The organism is Hypericibacter adhaerens (assembly GCF_008728835.1).
In the GTDB taxonomy this organism is placed as follows: domain Bacteria; phylum Pseudomonadota; class Alphaproteobacteria; order Dongiales; family Dongiaceae; genus Hypericibacter; species Hypericibacter adhaerens.
Map to the genome: position 1 here is coordinate 4,991,596 of NZ_CP042582.1, position 17,282 is coordinate 5,008,877.

A 17,282-nucleotide genomic window follows, 5' to 3' on the forward strand; every position below is an offset into this window, starting at 1 on the left:
CTTGACGAACCCGGGCCGGGATTCAGATTCATGCGCCGCTACGACCCCACCGTCGCCTGCCTCAATACCGGTCATGTGCTGGTGCATCTCGCCATGCTGATCTTTCCGACCGCGGTGCTGGCGTTGGAGCCCGCCTGGCATATCCCCTATGGCCAGTTGCTAAGTCTCTCCCTGGGCGGGCTCGTCGCCTATGGTGCCGGCTCGCTGCCGGCCGGTTGGCTCGGCGATCGCTGGAGCCGGCACCACATGATGACGATCTTCTTCTTCGGCCTCGGTTTCGCCTTGATCGCGACCGGGCTGGTGCAGGGGCCAATCGGCATGGCGATCGGGCTCACCCTGATCGGCCTCTTCGCCTCGATCTACCACCCGGTCGGCATCGCCATGCTGGTGGAGAACCGCGGTAAAGTGGGCCGGGCGCTGGGAGTGAACGGTGTCTTTGGCAATGCCGGGATCGCCGGCGCGGCGCTGATCACGGGAGCCCTCGCCCAGGCGATCGGTTGGCGGGCCGCCTTCATCCTGCCCGGCGCTCTGTCGATCCTGGCCGGCATCGCGTTCCTGCTATGGGTCCGACCGACCCCGGCCCGAGCCGTCGAACGGCCGCGAGCGGCGCCGGTACCGGCGCGCGCCTTGATGTGGCGGATCGGCTTCGTGCTGCTGCTGTCCACCGTCTGCGACAGCATCGTCTTCAACGCCACCACCATCGCCATGCCCAAGGTCTTCGCCGAGCATCTGGCCGGCTGGACACACTCGACGCTCGAGGTCGGCGCCTTGCTGTCATTCGTCTATCTGGTGGCGGCGATGGCGCAGCTCCTGGTCGGGCATCTGATCGACCGCGTCAGCCTCAGGGGACTCTTCGTGCCGATCGCGGCCCTTCAGGTGCCGTTCCTGATCGCGGCAAGTTGGGCCGAAGGCCAGATCATCATTCCGGTCGCGCTGGCACTGATGTTCCTGATGTTCGGCCTCATTCCCATCGGCGACGCGATGGTGGCACAGCATGTCGAGGAATCCTGGCGCTCGCGCGTCTATGCCGTGAGCTATGTGACTTCGTTCGGCGCCGGGCCCTTGGCGATTCCGCTGATCGCGGCGCTCCACGTCGAGAGCGGCGGGTTTTCCGCCCTCTTCCTCGCCCTGGCCGCGATCAGCATCGGCACGGTGGCCGCAGCCGTCCTCTTCCCGCATCGCGCGCTGGCGCGGGCGTGAGCCGGCAACCCGTTCCCCCTCCCGCCCCGATCCTTCGCCGGCCTGAAGGGCAAGGGTCAAGCCAGGCTGTGTGCTTGTTATCGCAAGGACGGGCATGCGAATTTGACGCGTGCCGCTGCGAGAGGGGACCCATGCCGAGCATCCCGGACGATGTCTTTACCGAACCCGATGTCTCGCCGGATACGCTGGCCAATCTGGGCCCGCTGCGCCGCCTGGCCGGCATATGGGAGTCCGATCAGGGGGTGGACATCAACCCGAAGGCGGACGGCCCCGAGCGGCGCCTGTTCCGGGAGCATATCCGGATGGAGCCGATCGATGCGCAGACCAACGGTCCCCAGCTCCTCTATGGGCTGCGCTATCACATCCATATCAACACGCCGGAAGAGGCCATCACCTTTCATGACCAGGTCGGCTATTGGCTCTGGGAACCAGCCACGGGGCTGATCATGCAGACGATCGCCATCCCTCGCGGACAGGTGGTGCTGGCGGGCGGAACCGCGAAGCCGGACGACGAACGCATTTCGGTGGAGGCGCGGCGCGGCGATACCCGTTTCGGCATTTGCTCGACCACCTTCCTCGATGAGGCGTTCCGCACCGACTATTACCGCATCGACATCACCTTCAACGGTGACGACAGCTGGACCTATGTGACGCGCACCGATCTGGCGGTCCGGGGCGCCACGCCGCCGTTTGACCACCGCGACACCAACACCTTGAAGCGAATCGCGGCGCCGACACCGAACCCGCTCATCGGTCTGCTGAAGCGCGGCCAGGCGGGTTAGCCGGCCGTCATCGGCGCGGAGCCGAGCGGCCTCGGCCTTCCGCGCGGGCGTGAGCGTGGTGTCCTTCTCGTTGTCATCCTCGGACCGGCCGCAGGCCGGATCCGGGGATCCAGTCCCGACGGCCCTGGATCGCCGGATCAAGTCCGGCGATGACAAAGAGGGGCGGGGTGGCATTTGCCTTGCCGATCCGTCATCCTGCTTCCCATGGATGGCAGCCATGGCAAATTGGCTCGCCTGGAGGGCGGGCGGCGACCTATCTTGAAAACAGGGACGATCGTCCCGCGCCCCTTCGCTCGCGCCCTCGCGGCGCGGCCCTGTTCCCCTCTCGAGCTGAATTCCGGTTCATGATCCGCGTCCGGCCCTCCTCGCCCATGACCACGCCGCTGATCGTGGCCTGCGCGCTCTTCATGGAGAATCTCGATTCGACGGTGGTCTCGACCGCGCTGCCGACCATCGCCAAGGCCTTCAACGAGAATCCGGTCCACCTCAACCTCGCCATCACCTCCTACCTCCTGAGCCTGGCGGTCTTCATCCCGATCAGCGGCTGGGTCGCCGACCGCTACGGCGCGCGCCACGTGTTCCGCATCGCGATCGTCATCTTCACCGCCGCCTCGATCCTCTGCGGCCTCAGCAACTCGCTGCTCGATTTCGTCGCGGCGCGAATCCTGCAGGGCATCGGCGGCGCCATGATGGTGCCGGTCGGCCGGCTCGTGGTGCTGCGCTCCGTCGCCAAGAACCAGCTCGTCAACGCCATGGCCTATCTGACCGTGCCGGCGCTGCTGGGACCCGTCATCGGCCCGCCGGTGGGCGGCTTCATCGTCACCTATTTCTCCTGGCGCTGGATCTTCTGGCTCAACCTGCCGATCGGCCTGCTCGGCATCCTGCTGGCCACGCTCTTCATCGCCGACGCGCGCGAGCCCAAGACGCCGCCGCTCGACCTCACGGGTTTCATCCTCAGCGGCGTCGGCCTGTCGGGCCTGGTCTTCGCCTTCGAGACCATGGGTCGCGGCATCCTGCCGAACGCGGTCGTCATCGCGCTGCTGGTCGCCGGTCTCGTCGCCATCACGCTCTATGTGCGCCACGCCCACCGCGTGGCCCATCCGGTGATCGACCTGACGCTGCTGCGGATTCCGACCTTCCGCACCAACATCTGGGGCGGCACGCTGTTCCGCATCGGGATCGGGTCGCTGCCCTTCCTCATGCCGCTGCTGCTGCAGATCGGATTCGGCCTCTCGGCGCTCAATTCGGGCCTGCTGACCTTCGCCGCCGCCGCGGGTGCCATGTTCATGAAGCTCACGGCGGGACCGATCCTGCGCCGCTTCGGCTTCAAGCGCACCATGATCGCCAATGCGATCATCAGCGGCGTCTTCCTGGCGAGCTACTCCTTCTTCCAGCTCGGCACGCCCGGCTGGGTGATCCTGGCGCTGCTGCTGGCCGGCGGCTTCTTCCGCTCGCTCCAGTTCACGGCGCTCAACACCATCGCCTATGCCGACATGCCGGCCGAGAAGATGAGCCTCGCCACCAGCTTCGCCAGCATGGCCCAGCAGCTCTCCATGAGCCTCGGCGTGGGCGTCGGCGCGCTCGCGCTCCATGTCTCCGTGACGATGCATGGCGGCACGCTCAATGTCGGCGACTTCACCTTCGCCTTCTATGTGGTGGCGATCTGCTCCGCCGCCTCGGCCCTCACCTTCATCCCGCTTCCCACCAATGCCGGCGACGAGGTCAGCGGCCATATCGAGCGGCGCCAGCCCCGACCGGCGCTCGCGCCCAAGGATTCCTGAGCAATAGCAAGGCGAAACCGGTGCAGGGCTTGTGCCGGAGGGCAATCCTCCGCGACAATCGCCGTCCGATCCCACAACAGCCCGGCGCTTCCGACTGATGTCGTCAAACCGTAACCTCTTCGCCATCCTCGCACGCAATTTCCCGAAGGACCCGGGGGCGCCGCTGCTGGAGACCGCCAACGGCGCGGTGCGCAGCTATCACGAGATGCTGGAGCTCAGCGCCCGCATCGGCCGCACCCTCCTCGCCGCCAGCGCCAAACCCGGCGAGCGCCTCATGGTCCAGGTCGAGAAGACGCCCGAGGCCATCGCGCTCTATCTCGCGGCCCTGCGCATCGGCGCCATCTACCTGCCGCTCAACACCGGCTACCGGCGCGACGAGGTCGAGTATTTCCTGACCGACGCCGCGCCCAAGGTCGTGGTGGTGACCCCGGGCTCGCCGCTCGCCGACGAATCGCTGATCAAGGATCACGGCGCGCGCATGCTCACCCTCGATGCCGAGGGGCGCGGCAGCCTGATCGACGCGGCCCAGCGCCAGCCGGCCGAGATCGAGGATTTCGAGTGCGACGACGCGACCATCGCGGCGATCCTCTATACCAGCGGCACCACGGGCAAGCCCAAGGGCGCCATGCTGAGCCATGGCAACCTCTCCTCGAACGCCGCGGCGCTGCACGAGATCTGGCGCTTCGAGCCGCGCGACCGGCTGCTCCACGCGCTGCCGATCTTCCACACCCACGGGCTCTTCGTCGCGCTCAACACCACGCTCCTCAACGGCACCAGCATGGTCTTCCTGAAGCACTTCGACGCGGCCGAGGTGATCCGGCTGCTACCGCGCGTCACCGTCATGATGGGCGTGCCGACCTTCTATACGCGCCTCCTCGCGAGCCCCGAGTTCGGCCGCGATTGCTGCCGCGACATGCGGCTTTTCATCTCCGGCTCGGCGCCGCTGACGGTCGAGACCTTCAACGCCTTCAAGGAACGCACCGGCCACACCATCCTCGAGCGCTACGGGATGACCGAGGCCAACATGATCACCTCCAACCCCTACCAGCGCGACCGCGTCGCCGGCAGCGTCGGCTTCCCGCTGCCGGGCGTGAGCTTGCGGATTGCCGACGACCAGGGCAAACCTCTGAAGCAAGGCGAGGTCGGCGGCATCGAGGTCAAGGGCCCCAACATCTTCCAGGGCTACTGGCGCAATCCGGAGAAGACCAAATCCGAGTTCCGCGCGGACGGCTTCTTCATCACCGGCGATGTCGGCCGCATCGACGAGCGCGGCTATGTCCATATCGTCGGCCGCTCCAAGGACCTGATCATCTCGGGCGGCTTCAACGTCTATCCCAAGGAAGTGGAGAGCGTGATCGACACGCTGCCGGGCGTGGCGGAATCGGCGGTGATCGGCGTGCCCCACGCCGATTTCGGCGAAGGGGTCGTGGCCGTGGTGGTCGGCAAGCCCGGCGCCCAGCTCGCCGAGAAGCAGATCGCCGAGGCGACGCGCGATCATCTGGCCGCCTACAAGGCGCCCAAGGCCGTGTTCCTGGTCGAGCAGCTGCCGCGCAACGCCATGGGCAAGGTGGAGAAGGCGAAGCTGCGGGAGACCTACAAGGCAACTTTCGCCGCTCCGCGGCGCTGAGCGCTGCCATCATTTTGCCCCGCATTCCGGGGTAGAGAACGGATCACGCCCCGTTATCCTGGCGTGGGAACCGGCCCTGCCGGCGGGCCTTGACAGTGGCGCCGGCGCGGAGAAGCGATCGTCATGGCGACACCTCTGATCGGCGGCATTCTCGACCAGATCATCGATGCCGGCCGGCGGCTCCTGTCGCAGCAGAGCAGCCCCGTCTCGCCCGGCGCCGATCTCGAGGCGCTCTGCGCGCGCGTGCTGGCGCGCCGCGGCGAGGCGACGTCGCTCGCCTATGCGAGCGAGCTCGCCTCGCGGCTCGAGCGGCTCACCCCGGAGGAAGAGACCAAGTTCTTCGAGATGCTGGCGGAGCGTTTCGGCGCCGACCGCGAGAAGGTGCTGGCCGCGGCCGCGGCCTACCGCCAGGAAGAGAGCGCGCTGCATCTGCGCCGGCTCGCCGAGGCGGTCGAGGCGCCGCGCCAGGAGCTGTTGCGCCGGCTCAACATGGCGCCCGGCGGCACGCGCGTCATCGTCGCCTTGCGCGAGCGGCTGCTGGGCCGCCTGGCCGAGAAGCCCGCCTGGCGCGCGGTCGATGCCGATTTCCAGCATCTCCTGGGATCCTGGTTCAACCGCGGCTTTCTCTATCTCGAGCGCATCGACTGGAACTCGCCGGCCTCGCTCCTGGAGAAGATCAAGCAGTACGAATCGGTCCACGAAATCGCGAACTGGACCGACCTGCGCCGCAGGCTCGCCGCCGACCGGCGCTGCTTCGCCTTCTTCCATCCGGCCCTCGAAGCCGAGCCGCTGATCTTCATCGAGGTGGCGCTGGGCCGCGATCTCGCCGCTTCGATCCAGCCGATCATCGACCCCGAGGCCGCGGCCTTCGATCCCGCCAAGGCGACGCATGCGATCTTCTTCTCGATCAACAACTCGCTGACCGGCCTGCGCGGCATCTCCTTCGGCAATTTCCTCATCAAGCAGGTCGTGGTCGAGCTGCAGCGCGAGCTGCCGCAGCTCAAGACCTTCGCCACGCTCTCGCCCATCCCCTCCTTCCGCGGCTGGCTGGCATCGGCGCTCGCGGGCAAGCCCGCGCTCGAGCTCGATCCCGCCGATCGCGAGGGGCTCGAAGCCCTGCTGCAGCGGCCCGCGGTCGATGCCGCTTCCCTCGCGCCGCTCCGCGATACCCTGACCAACCTTTGCGCCGGCTATCTGGCCGGCAGCATCGGCGGGCCCAAGCCGGCCGACCCGGTGGCGCGGTTCCATCTCGGCAATGGCGCGCGGCTCGAGCGCCTGAACTGGCTGGGCGACACCTCGCCGAAAGGCCTGCAGCAATCCTTCGGCATGCTGGTGAATTACTTCTACGATCTCGATAATCTGGAGCTCAACCACGAGGCCTTCGCCGAGGAGGGCAAGGTGGCGCTGTCCAGGGAGCTGGCGCGCCTCCTCGCCGCCAAGCCGCGGCCGAAGGCCCGGCCCAGCGACAAGACGCCGGCGGTCGCCGCCGGACGCTGACGGCGGATCGAGGCCGGCGCCCGGGCCGGCATTCATTTTTGGGGGACCATCATCTCATGACGGGCAGGGACGAACTCGTGCGGCTGACCGCCTGCGCGGCGCTGGAGCTTCTGAAGCGCGGCGAGGTCTCGCCGCTCGATCTGGTCGAGGCGGCGCTGGCCCGGATCGAGGCGGTCAATCCCGCCGTCAACGCCATGGTCGCGCTGGCGCCCGAGCGGGCCCGCGGCCAGGCACGCCGCCTGATGGCGCAACGGCGCAAGCCCGAGGACGAGCGCGGCTGGCTCGCCGGCCTCCCCTTGGCGGTCAAGGACCTGAACGACCTGGCGGGCGTGCGTACCACCTACGGCTCGCCGATCTTCGCCGACAATGTGCCGAAGCGCTCCGACATCATGGTGGAGCGGCTCGAGGCCAATGACGGCATCCCGATCGGCATGAGCAACAGCCCCGAGTTCGGCGCCGGCGCCAACACCTTCAACGAGGTCTATGGCGAGACGCTCAATCCCTGGAATACCAGCCTCAATGCCGGCGGCTCCTCGGGCGGCTCGGCCGTGGCGCTGGCGACGGGCCAGGTCTGGCTCGCGACCGGCTCCGATCTCGGCGGCTCGCTGCGCACGCCGGCGAGCTTCTGCTCGGTGGTGGGGTTGCGGCCCAGCCCCGGCCGCGTGGCCGCCGGGCCCGGCGAGGTCCGGTTCGACACGCTCTCGGTCAACGGGCCGATGGCGCGCACTATCGAGGATACGGCGCTCATGCTCGACGCCATGGCCGGCTGGCATATCGAAGACCCGCTGTCGCTCGAAGCGCCCGCGGTCGGCTTCCGCGAGACCGCGCGCCGGCGCCAGGTGCCCAAGCGTGTCGCCTTCTCGACCGATCTCGGCATCACGCCGGTGGCGCCCGAGACGCGCGCGATCTGCCGCGCCGCGGCCGAGCGCTTCGCCGATATGGGCGCCGTGGTCGAGGAGGCCTGCCCCGATTTCCACGGCGTGCCGCACGCCTTCCAGACGCTGCGCGCGGTCGACTATGCGGCGACGATGAAGCCGCTCTACGACCGCCATCGCGACAAGCTCAAGCCCGACGTGATCTGGAACATCGAGCGCGGCATGGCGCTCTCGATCGAGGAGATCGGCAAGGCGCTGCTGCGGCGCGGCCGGCTCTATGGCCAGATCGCCGAGTTCTTCCAGACCTACGACGTGCTGATCGCACCCGCCGCCTGCACCCCGCCGCTCGACATCAAGATCCGCTGGGTCCGCGAGGTCGACGGGCAGAGCTTCGAGAACTACGTCGAGTGGCTGAAGATCGCGAGCGTGATCACCATGACCTCCTGCCCCTCGATCGCGGTACCGGCCGGCTTCACCGCGGACGGGCGGCCCGTCGGCGTCCAGATCGTCGGCCGCCCGCGCGGCGAGGCGGCCCTGCTCTCCGCCGCCGCGGCCTTCGAGGAGGCGACGGGCTTGGCCAAGCTGACGCCGATCGAGCCGAAGAAGGGGCCGGTGGCGACGCGGTAGAGATCCGGGGGACAGAGCGAGTTCGGCAGGCTCGATTTATTGTCCCCTCCCCCGTCTTCGGGGGAGGATCAAGGAGGGGGTTGCTCGGTATCCGACACCGCGCAGCCCCCTTCCTCCTTCGCTCTTCGAGCTACGGAGGACAGGTCCTAACCTTCCCCCACAAGGGGGGAAGGGACAGGTCTTCGGGGCGAGCTCGAAGCCGAGTTTTCCCCTCACTCCGCCGCGCGCAGCAGCGTCGTCACGGTCTGCCGCAGCACGATGAGGTCGACCGGCTTCGGCAGGAAGGCGCTGACCTGGGCGCGCGCGGCCGCGGCTTCGACCGTGTCGTCGGCATAGCCGGTGCAGAGGATGCAGGGGAGATCCGGCCGGCGCCCGCGCAGCTTGGCGATCATCTCGAGCCCGGAGAGGACCGGCATGTTCTGGTCGGTGATCACCAGGTCCCAGAGGGCGGGATCGTCCTCGAAGGCCTCGATGGCGTCCTGCGGGCGGGTCGCCACCGCGACCTCGTAGCCGAGCCGCTCCATCGAGGCGGCGACCATGTCGCCGAAATCGTCATCGTCGTCGACCACCAGGATCCGCCGCCGGTTGCCGGCGGGGCGCAGCACCGGGCCGCGCGCCACCGCCGGGCGCTCGGCCGAGGCCGCCGGCAGCCAGATGCGGAAATCCGTGCCCTCGCCCGGCCGGCTCGTCACCGCCATGGCGCCGCCCTGCCCGATCACGATGCCCTGCACCACCGGCAGGCCCAGACCGGTGCCATGGCCGGCCGGCTTGGTGGTGAAGAAGGGATCGAAGATGCGCTCGAGCACCTCGCGCGGCATGCCCATCCCGGTGTCGCAGACGCGGATGCGGACATAGTCGAGCGTGCGATCGACATGCCCCGCCACCAGCCGCAGGCCCGCCGGGGTTTCGGCCACGAGCCCCTTCTGCTCGAGCTCGCGCGCCACCTCCTCGCCCGACTGGCTGCTCGCCTCGAGCGCCACGGTGCCGGCATGGCCGAAGAGCGCGTCGCTGGCATTGACGCAGACATTGACCAGCACCTGGCCCAGTTGGGCCGGATCGCCGTCGATCGCGAGATCGGGTGCCGCGACCTGGGATTCGATCCGCGTCGTCTGGGGCAGAGTCGCGCGCAGCAGCGCCACCGTCTCGTCGAGGATGGGTGCCACGGCGATGCGCTGCGCCTTGGTCTCCTTGCGCCGCGAGAAGGCCAGGATCTGCTGGATCAGCTGCTTGGCGCGGGTCGAGGCGGTGAGGATGCGCTCGCCATAGGCATGGATGTCGGAGCCTTCGGGCGTGTCCTCGACGATGAAGCGGGCGAAGCCCGCGATGGCGCCGACGATATTGTTGAAGTCGTGCGCGACGCCGCCGGCAAGCCGGCCCAGCGCGTCCATCTTCTGGGCCTGGGTCAGGTGCGCCTGGACCTGGCGCAGCTCGGTGATGTCGGTCATGGCGATGCCATGCGCGATGGCCAGGCCGGTGCCGCCGATCACCGGAAAGGCCGAAACCAGGATGTCGTGGGACCGGCCGTCGGCCAGCGGCACATTGATCTCGCGCGTCACCAGGGCCGACTTGGTTTCCGCCTCCTGCTGCAGCAGGCGCAGCGTGCGCTGGCTCTCGGGGCTCCATCCGGCCTGGATCAGCGCCTCGCCCTCGGGCATCGCCTCCAGATCCTGGCGTCCCGTGCCGAACCAGCGGACCAGCGTCTGGTTGACCACCAGCACCCGGCCCTCGGATTTGAGCGCCACGCCGATCGGCATGTTGTCGAGCACGGCGCGGAAGCGCTCCTCCTGCTCGCGCAAGCGGCGCTCGCCGAGCTGGCGCTCCAGCTCCGCCGCCGCGCGCGGCGCCAGCGCGCTCAGCACCGTGCGGATCAGGTCCGGCTGAGTCATCGGCTTGCGCGAGAGCAGCACCAGCACGCCGATCGGCCGCCCGGTGCTGTCATGCAACGGCGTGCCGGCATAGCCTTCCATCCGCTGTTGCGAGAACATCTCGTCCTCGGGATAGAGATCGGTGATGCCGGAGGCCCGGACCAGGAAGCCTTCCTTCATGACCTTCTCGGAGGGCGTTCCCGGCAGGTTGTATCGCGGCAACGGCGTGCTGCCTTCGCGGTCGTACCAGGCCAGCGCCTGCGCATGCTCGTGGTTCGGCTCCGGCACCGCGACGAAGGCGGCATCGACCTCCAGGCCATCCGCAAGATGGCGGACCAGGGCCTGGAAGTAACCTTCCCCGACGGCATGGGCGACGCCGCCGACGATCGCGTCCAGCGCCGAGCGCGTCTCGACTTCGCTCGTCAGGTCCTTCCCGGTGCCGCGATAGCCGGCGAACCGGCCCTCCTCGTCGAGGACCGGCTTGCCGCTGACCATGTAGTGGATGTTCCGGCCGCTCTCGCCATGCCGCGACTGAACGACCAGGTTGCGGAACGGCCGACGATGCTCGAGATGGTCGATCGCCTCGGCCAGGATCTCCGTCTCATGGCCGGGCCGCACCTGCGGCAGGGTCTTGCCCGGATACTGGTCGGCGGCAACACCGGTGGTGGCGGTGATCGTCGGCGAGACGAAGGTGAAACGCAGGTCGCGGTCCATCTCCCAGACCCAGTCGGAGGCGAGATCGACCAGGTCCTCGAAGCGGCGCTGGCTGGCGAGCGCCACCGCTTCCGCCTTCTCGCGGCTCTTCACCTGCGTGCGCAGCCGTTCCACGAGGAGACGCTGCGAGGCGAGGGCCAGGAGGATCGAGGTGGAGAGCCGGAAGGTGGAGCGGATCAGGCAGCTCGCGAGGAAGCCGCTTTCGGTTCCATAGAGGCTGGGCAGCGCGCCATAGGCCAGAGCCCAGCCCAGCGTCACCCAGGTAAGGGCGGCATAATAGAAGAAGCCGGTCTCGCGCCAGCGCCGGTAGAAGGCCCAGCCGGTGGCGAGCAGGCCGGCGCAGATCATCGCGGATTCAACGACGGTGAGCGCGAAGGGCTCGGCGGCGACCGAGCGGAGCCCCGGCAGCAGGGTCGAGATCGTCACCGCCATCCCGGCGACGAACCGCCACGAGATCGGACGGCGGGAGAATTGCAGGGCGCCCAGGACGAAGCCGGCCACGGTCACGCCCGTCGCGACATCGACGATATAGGCCGTCGCCTCCCCCACCAGGGTGGGCCAGGCCGTCAGGAGGTTGGGAACGAGGCCCAGCAGATGAAGCCCGGCAAAGGTCCCGAGCGCCGGTTCGCCCCGGTCGAGCCGCCACATCATCAGGAGCAGCGCGCCGCTGATGAGGCTGGTCACGACCAGGAAAAGGGTGCCGGCCTCGTAGATGCTCATTGCCGCTCCTCGTCCCGTCGTTTCTAGCATCCGCCGGTTCGGGCCGGTTCAGGGCCGAGGTATGGGGTATTCGCAACCGCCCTATACCTTCGTATAGTGGCCGGAGAATGGACCTTGGGATGGCGATACCTCCTGCAACGGTTCTGATCGCGGACGACCATCCGCTCTTCCGGGCGGCGTTGGCGGACCTCATCCAGCGGACGCCCGAATTCCAGCTCGTGGGCGCCGTCGAGGCGCTGGAGCCGGCCGTGACCCTGCTGGCGGCGCAACCCTGCGACCTCGCCCTGCTCGATCTGCGGATGCCGGGCATGACCGATCTGTCGGTGCTGGGCACGATCCGGACCCGGTATCCCGATACCAAGCTCGCCCTGATCTCCGGCAATCTCGACAGCGACGCGGTCGCCGGCGGGCTCAGGAACGGAATTGTCGGGTTCCTGCCGAAATCCTTCGACCCGCCGGTCATCCTGGCCGCGATCCGGTTGATTCTGTCCGGGGCGATCTATGTGCCGCACGAGCTGGCGGCATTCGCCAGCGACGCGGCCGCACCCGCCTCGCCGGCCGGAAACGGCATCGAGCCCACCCCTCTGACCGAGCGGGAGCACGAGATCCTGACCATGATGGTGGCGGGGTCGTCGCACAAGGAGATCGCCCGCTCGCTCGACCTGGCGGAGATCACGATCAAGCTCCATGCCCAGCGCATCGTGAAGAAGCTCGGCGTTCGAAACCGGGCTGCCGCCATCGCCAAGGCCGTGCGCGACCGGCTGGTCGAACCGCCCCTCTGATCCTGCCCGGCGCCGGGCCCGACCGGCGATTTCCCATACCGACGCATATTATGCCTCGCGCGGAGGGACAATCCGGCTCGCATCGCTATGTTCCCGGCCAACGCAAGCCCCGAGGGCCGATCGGCGCGAGGCTCGCATCGCATCAATGCCGCAGCGCCTGGATCGACGTCTCCCCCGGAAGGGCTGGAGACGAGCGGGGCTCGCGGCCCAGGGCAGGGGAAGAAACCATGCCGGACATCCTTCTGGTGGATGACGATCCGTCATTCGCCGACTACATGACCACCCTCTTGCGCCGCGACGGCCACCGCGTGACCTGCGTCGATTCGGGCGAGCAGGCACTCGATCACCTCTCGGCGCATGCCTGTCAGGTGGTCATCACCGACGTGCTGATGCCGGACATGGACGGAATCGAGCTCTTGCGCGAGATCGGCCAGCGTGGACACGACGTCGCCGTGATCGGCATCACCGGCGCCGACCTGGCGCTGAACGATCTGGTTGCCCGGCTGTTCGAGGCGATGGGCGCCGCCTTCGTGACGCCGAAGCCGATCGAGCCGAAGGAGTTCCTCGCGCGGCTCGCCCGTCACGCGGCCCGCTTCCGCTCGGAGCCGGCCGCCTGATCTCGGCTCCGGGGCGCCGCCGCCTCACGCGACCTTGAAGGCCTCGAGCGCTGCGTCGGAGACGGTGATGCCGAGGCCGGGCTTGGTGGGCAGCGGAATCACGCCGTCCACCACCGGCAGCTCGTCCGGCACCAGCTCGCGCCTGAGACGCGAGTCCGAGAGGCCGTGCGGCAGGAACTCGATATAGGTGCAGGTCGGCGCGATCGCGGCCAGATGGGCCGAGGCCGCGATGCCGATCGCCGATTTCCAGCAATGCGGCACCACGACGATGCCGCGGTCGCGGGCATGGAGCGCCACGCGGCGCGCCTCGGTCAGGCCGCCGACGCGGCCGACATCGGGCTGCACCACGTCGAGAGCGCCGCGATCCATCAGCTCGAGGAACTCGAAGCGCGAATTGAGCCATTCGCCGGCCGCGACCCGCATCGGCGACGCCTTCACCAGCTTGGCATAGCCCTCGTAATCGTCGCTCGGCAGCGGCGTCTCGATGAAATAGATGTCGTCATCGGCGAACAGCTCGATCGCCCGCAGCGCCTCCTTCCAGTCCTGCCAGCAATAGGCGACGTCGACCATCAGCGTCATCGACGGCCCGACCGCCTCGCGGCAGGCGCGCACGATCCGCGCGATCTCGCGGTCGTCGGGAATCTGCAGCGAATTGTGCGAATAGGGGCCCTTGATGCAGATCTCGAGCTTGGCCGCCTTGAAGCCCAGCCGCTTGGCCTCGACCGCGCGATGCACCAGCACCTTGGTATATTCCTCGAGCGTGTTGCCGTCGGGCAGGAGCGAGGCATAGGGCGTGATGGTGTTGAGCGCCCCGCCCAGGAGCTGCCAGCAGGGCTTGTTCTCGGCCTTGCCCCGGAGATCCCAGAGCGCCATGTCGAGCGCGCCCATGGCGCAGATGCCCAGGCCCCGGCGGCCGGTCATGGCCGAGCCCTTGTACATGCGCTCCCAGATCCCCTCGACGTCTGTCGGGTCGGCGCCGATCAGCATCTCCTTGAGGCCCAGTCCCATGATGTGCGTGCCGGGCGCCTCGATCATCGCTTTGGCGACCCAGGGGTTGGTGTCGGTCTCGCCGATCCCGACCAGGCCTTCGTCGGTATGGATCTTCACGACCAGATTGTCCTGGGCCGAGCTGCAGGCGTCGGCGCGGTAGTCGGGCACCAGCAGGACGAAGCATTCGATCTCGGTGATCTTCATGGTGGGGGTTCTCACGCCAGGGAGCGGGGGGAAGGTGACGGCGACGCGCCGGGGGATGGGGCCGTCGCCTCGGACGGGGTCCATCGCGCGCGGGCGGCGAGTTCGTCGAGCGGCAGATGGCAATAGATCGCGGCCCCGCGCCCGGTCTTGCGCCAGGGCGGCGTGGCGGTCTCGCAGACCGGACCCGGCTGCCAGGCGCAGCGACCGGCATAGGGACAGCCGGTCGCCATAGCGGGCCTGGCCGCAACGCGGCGGGCCGCGGGCATGGATCGGCGCGGACGGTCGGGATCGGGCACCGCCATCAGAAGGCTGTGGGTATAAGGATGGAAGGGCGGGGCGAAGATGTCCTCCGTGCGGCCCAGCTGCATGAGCTGGCCCTGGAACAGCACGCCCACCTTGTCGGCAATCGAGCGGACCACGGCCAGGTCGTGCGAAATGAAGAGCATCGCCACCTGATGCTCGCTGCGCAGGCGGCGCAGCAGGTCGAGCACATTGGCCTGGACCGAGACGTCGAGGGCCGAGAGCACCTCGTCGCAGAGCAGGAGCGTGGGCCGCGCGATCAGCGCGCGGGCGATGGCGACGCGCTGGCGCTCACCGCCGGAGAGCTGGTCCGCATAGCGATCGGCATAGCCGGCATCGAGCCGGACATCGGCGAGCGCCTCGAGCACGCGCTCGCGCGTCGCCCGGCGGTCGAGATCGAAGAACATCTCGAGCGGACGGGCGAGGATCGTCCCGATCTTCGCGCGCGGATTCAGCGAGGCGTCGGGATTCTGAAAGATGTACTGGATCTCGCGGCGCTGATCGCCCGAGCGCTCGCGCACCAGGCCCGCCAGCTTCTGGCCCCGTAGCAGCACCTGGCCGTCATGAGGCCGCAAGAGACCGCTGACGGCGCGCGCGACCGTCGATTTGCCGCTGCCGGATTCGCCCACCAGCGCCAGCGTCTCGCCCTGCCCGATGGCGAGGTTGACATCGCGCACGGCGACGAAGGGAGCGGCCCCGAGGAAACGCGACAGGGCGCCACCCGTGGCGCCATAGGCGATCGAGAGGTGATCGAGGGCCAGCAAGGGCGGCTCGGGCTCGACCGTCGCGCGCGGGGCGGCGGCCTCGCCCGCCGCCGCCACGGCCGGGGCCAGCAGGGCACGCCAGCGCTGGCAGGCGACCTCATGACCGGGCGCGACGCGGTCCAGCGTCTGGTGGTTGACGGCGCAGCTCGCTTCGGCGAAATCGCAGCGCGGCTGGAACGGGCAGCCGGCGGGAAGCTCGTTGCGGCGAAGCAGGCCGCGCAAGGGCCGGGCCGCCGGCTCGTCGGGCCGGTCGATGCGCGGGATCGAGCCGATGAGCCCGCGGGTGTAGGGATGGCGCGGCTGATGGAACAGCTCGGCCACGGGCGCGATCTCCACCATATGACCCGCATACATGACGCCGACCCGGTCGGCGATCTGCGACAGCAGCCCCAGATCGTGCGTCACATAGAGCATGGAGAGGCCGATGCGTTGGCGCAGATCGATCAGGAGCTCGACGATCTGCTCCTGCGTGGTCACGTCGAGGCCGGTGGTGGGCTCGTCCAGCACCACGAGATCGGGATCGCAGGCGAGCGCCATGGCGATGCAGACGCGCTGCTGCTGGCCGCCCGAAAGCTGATGCGGATAGCGCCCCAGCAGGGCCCGGGGAGTCGGCAGGCCCACCAGGCCGAAGAGCTCGGTCACGCGCGCGAGCGCCTGCGCCGCATCGGCTACGCGTTTATGCAGGCGCAGGATCTCGACCACCTGGTCGCCGACCCGCATGCCGGGATTGAGCGCGGTCGTCGGGTTCTGCGGCACGAAGCTGATGCGGTCGCCGCGGATCCTGTCGAGCTCGCGGCGCGGCAGCGTCAGGAGATCGCGGCCGCCGAACTCGATATGGCCGCCCTCGACGCGGGCGCTCGGATGGCGGTAGCCCAGGAGCTGCAGCGCCACCGTCGACTTGCCGCAGCCGGATTCGCCGACCAGCCCGAAGGTCTCGCCGCGCCGGATCGCGAAATTGACGCGGTGGAGCACCGGCAGCCAGCCTTCCTGCTGCCGGTAGGAGACCTGCAGGTCGACGGCGCGCAGCAGGATCTCGGGCTCGCTCATCGGTCGCCCAGCCGCACGCTGCGCCCGAGGATGCGCGCCAAGCCCTCGGTGAAGAGATTGAGACCCACCACCAGCGAGGCCAGCGTCAGGCCCGGCCCCAGCACGGTGACGGGCGAGACCATCAGCAGCGCCCGGTTCTCGCTGATCATCAGGCCCCATTCCGGCGTCGGCGGGCGCAAGCCGAAACCCAGGAAACCCAGCGAGCCCACCAGCACCGGGGCGTAGCCGGCGCGCAGGGCGAACTCGACCAGGAGCACGCTGGTGGCGTTGGGCAGGAGCTCCCGGCGCATCACCGACCAGGGGCTTTCGCCCCGGAGCCGCGCCACCGTCACGTAGTCGCGCGTGGCGATGTCGATCGCGGCCGCGCGCGCCATGCGGGCGATGCGCGGCGCATAGACCAGCGCCACCACCAGCACCACCAGGACCGGATTGCCGGCGACCTCGGGACCGGCCGCGGCCATGGCCAGCAGCGCCAGCACCAGGAAGGGAATGCTGATCAGCGCCTCGATGAAGCGCTGCAGGATGTCGTCGAACCAGCCGCCGATATAGCCCGAGAGCAATCCCACGATGGCGCCGACGACGAGGCCCAGTGCTGTCCCTGAGAGCGAAAGCAGGATCACGATATGCGAGCCATGGACGACGCGGCTGAAGATGTCGCGGCTCAGCTGGTCGATGCCGAAGGGATGGGCCCAGCTCATGCCCGACAGCGGAATGCCCGCGCCCATCTGCGCGAAGCCATAGGGCGCCCAGAACGGACCGGTCACGGCCACGACCAGATGGACCAAGAGGATGAAGGCGCCGATGCGGAAGCTCATCGGCGTCCGGCGCAGGAAGGCGCCAAGGCGCCGGCGGCGCGGCTTCGGGGCGGGTTCGGCGGTGATGGCGGCCAT

Annotated in this window: 12 protein-coding genes; 8 read left to right on the forward strand and 4 right to left on the reverse strand. The window is 68.8% G+C overall.

Translation table 11 applies throughout. From position 1 onward, the window contains the following. Nucleotides 1-30: 30 nt before the first annotated feature. From FRZ61_RS22360 to FRZ61_RS22385, 6 genes are all read left to right on the forward strand, one after another. Entirely contained in the window at nucleotides 31-1,200 is a 1,170-nt protein-coding gene (locus FRZ61_RS22360; protein ID WP_191909160.1) for an MFS transporter, read from the forward strand. A gap of 131 nt (nucleotides 1,201-1,331) precedes the next feature. Continuing rightward, on the forward strand, nucleotides 1,332-1,982 hold the full coding sequence (locus FRZ61_RS22365; RefSeq protein WP_151119818.1) for an FABP family protein: 651 nt from the start codon (nucleotides 1,332-1,334) through the stop codon (nucleotides 1,980-1,982). A gap of 344 nt (nucleotides 1,983-2,326) precedes the next feature. Next, entirely contained in the window at nucleotides 2,327-3,763 is a 1,437-nt protein-coding gene (locus tag FRZ61_RS22370) for a DHA2 family efflux MFS transporter permease subunit (protein ID WP_151119819.1), read from the forward strand. Between the two features lie 97 nt (nucleotides 3,764-3,860). Continuing rightward, nucleotides 3,861-5,390 carry a malonate--CoA ligase gene (locus FRZ61_RS22375; protein WP_151119820.1) on the forward strand — a complete coding sequence of 510 codons (1,530 nt, stop codon included), beginning with the start codon at nucleotides 3,861-3,863 and terminating at the stop codon, nucleotides 5,388-5,390. A 123-nt stretch (nucleotides 5,391-5,513) separates the two neighbouring features. After that, the gene (locus FRZ61_RS22380; protein ID WP_151119821.1) at nucleotides 5,514-6,887 is read left to right on the forward strand and encodes a malonyl-CoA decarboxylase; all 1,374 of its coding nucleotides are present in this window, start codon (nucleotides 5,514-5,516) and stop codon (nucleotides 6,885-6,887) included. A 56-nt stretch (nucleotides 6,888-6,943) separates the two neighbouring features. After that, nucleotides 6,944-8,389 carry an amidase gene (locus FRZ61_RS22385; RefSeq protein WP_151119822.1) on the forward strand — a complete coding sequence of 482 codons (1,446 nt, stop codon included), beginning with the start codon at nucleotides 6,944-6,946 and terminating at the stop codon, nucleotides 8,387-8,389. Nucleotides 8,390-8,601: 212 nt separating this feature from the next. Here FRZ61_RS22385 and FRZ61_RS22390 read toward each other — a convergent pair whose 3' ends face one another. Next, complete coding sequence (locus FRZ61_RS22390; protein ID WP_191909161.1) at nucleotides 8,602-11,688, reverse strand: PAS domain-containing hybrid sensor histidine kinase/response regulator; 3,087 nt, start codon at nucleotides 11,686-11,688, stop codon at nucleotides 8,602-8,604. A gap of 119 nt (nucleotides 11,689-11,807) precedes the next feature. Here FRZ61_RS22390 and FRZ61_RS22395 point away from each other — a divergent pair, with 119 nt between their 5' ends. Both FRZ61_RS22395 and FRZ61_RS22400 read left to right on the forward strand, forming a co-directional pair. Next, nucleotides 11,808-12,470 carry a response regulator gene (locus FRZ61_RS22395; protein WP_191909162.1) on the forward strand — a complete coding sequence of 221 codons (663 nt, stop codon included), beginning with the start codon at nucleotides 11,808-11,810 and terminating at the stop codon, nucleotides 12,468-12,470. 227 nt (nucleotides 12,471-12,697) lie between these two features. Beyond that, nucleotides 12,698-13,087, forward strand: coding sequence for a response regulator (locus FRZ61_RS22400; RefSeq protein ID WP_191909163.1), 390 nt, complete (start codon nucleotides 12,698-12,700; stop codon nucleotides 13,085-13,087). Between the two features lie 24 nt (nucleotides 13,088-13,111). Here FRZ61_RS22400 and FRZ61_RS22405 read toward each other — a convergent pair whose 3' ends face one another. The 3 genes from FRZ61_RS22405 to FRZ61_RS22415 are packed head-to-tail and all read right to left on the reverse strand — an operon-like array spanning nucleotide 13,112 to nucleotide 17,282. After that, on the reverse strand, nucleotides 13,112-14,281 hold the full coding sequence (locus FRZ61_RS22405) for a mandelate racemase/muconate lactonizing enzyme family protein (RefSeq protein ID WP_191909164.1): 1,170 nt from the start codon (nucleotides 14,279-14,281) through the stop codon (nucleotides 13,112-13,114). An 11-nt stretch (nucleotides 14,282-14,292) separates the two neighbouring features. Continuing rightward, nucleotides 14,293-16,392, reverse strand: coding sequence for a dipeptide ABC transporter ATP-binding protein (locus tag FRZ61_RS22410; protein WP_151119827.1), 2,100 nt, complete (start codon nucleotides 16,390-16,392; stop codon nucleotides 14,293-14,295). Then, complete coding sequence (locus tag FRZ61_RS22415) at nucleotides 16,389-17,282, reverse strand: ABC transporter permease (protein ID WP_151119828.1); 894 nt, start codon at nucleotides 17,280-17,282, stop codon at nucleotides 16,389-16,391. The genes FRZ61_RS22410 and FRZ61_RS22415 overlap by 4 nt, the downstream gene beginning before the upstream one ends.

Excerpts from the sequence above, each read along its gene's own strand:
- FRZ61_RS22360 (WP_191909160.1), top strand. The coding sequence starts at position 31 with ATGCGCCGCTACGACCCCACCGTCGCCTGCCTCAATACCGGTCATGTG.
- FRZ61_RS22365 (WP_151119818.1), top strand. The coding sequence starts at position 1,332 with ATGCCGAGCATCCCGGACGATGTCTTTACCGAACCCGATGTCTCGCCG.
- FRZ61_RS22370 (WP_151119819.1), top strand. The coding sequence starts at position 2,327 with ATGATCCGCGTCCGGCCCTCCTCGCCCATGACCACGCCGCTGATCGTG.
- FRZ61_RS22375 (WP_151119820.1), top strand. The coding sequence starts at position 3,861 with ATGTCGTCAAACCGTAACCTCTTCGCCATCCTCGCACGCAATTTCCCG.
- FRZ61_RS22380 (WP_151119821.1), top strand. The coding sequence starts at position 5,514 with ATGGCGACACCTCTGATCGGCGGCATTCTCGACCAGATCATCGATGCC.
- FRZ61_RS22385 (WP_151119822.1), top strand. The coding sequence starts at position 6,944 with ATGACGGGCAGGGACGAACTCGTGCGGCTGACCGCCTGCGCGGCGCTG.
- FRZ61_RS22390 (WP_191909161.1), bottom strand. The coding sequence starts at position 11,688 with ATGAGCATCTACGAGGCCGGCACCCTTTTCCTGGTCGTGACCAGCCTC.
- FRZ61_RS22395 (WP_191909162.1), top strand. The coding sequence starts at position 11,808 with ATGGCGATACCTCCTGCAACGGTTCTGATCGCGGACGACCATCCGCTC.
- FRZ61_RS22400 (WP_191909163.1), top strand. The coding sequence starts at position 12,698 with ATGCCGGACATCCTTCTGGTGGATGACGATCCGTCATTCGCCGACTAC.
- FRZ61_RS22405 (WP_191909164.1), bottom strand. The coding sequence starts at position 14,281 with ATGAAGATCACCGAGATCGAATGCTTCGTCCTGCTGGTGCCCGACTAC.
- FRZ61_RS22410 (WP_151119827.1), bottom strand. The coding sequence starts at position 16,392 with ATGAGCGAGCCCGAGATCCTGCTGCGCGCCGTCGACCTGCAGGTCTCC.
- FRZ61_RS22415 (WP_151119828.1), bottom strand. The coding sequence starts at position 17,282 with ATGGCCGCCATCACCGCCGAACCCGCCCCGAAGCCGCGCCGCCGGCGC.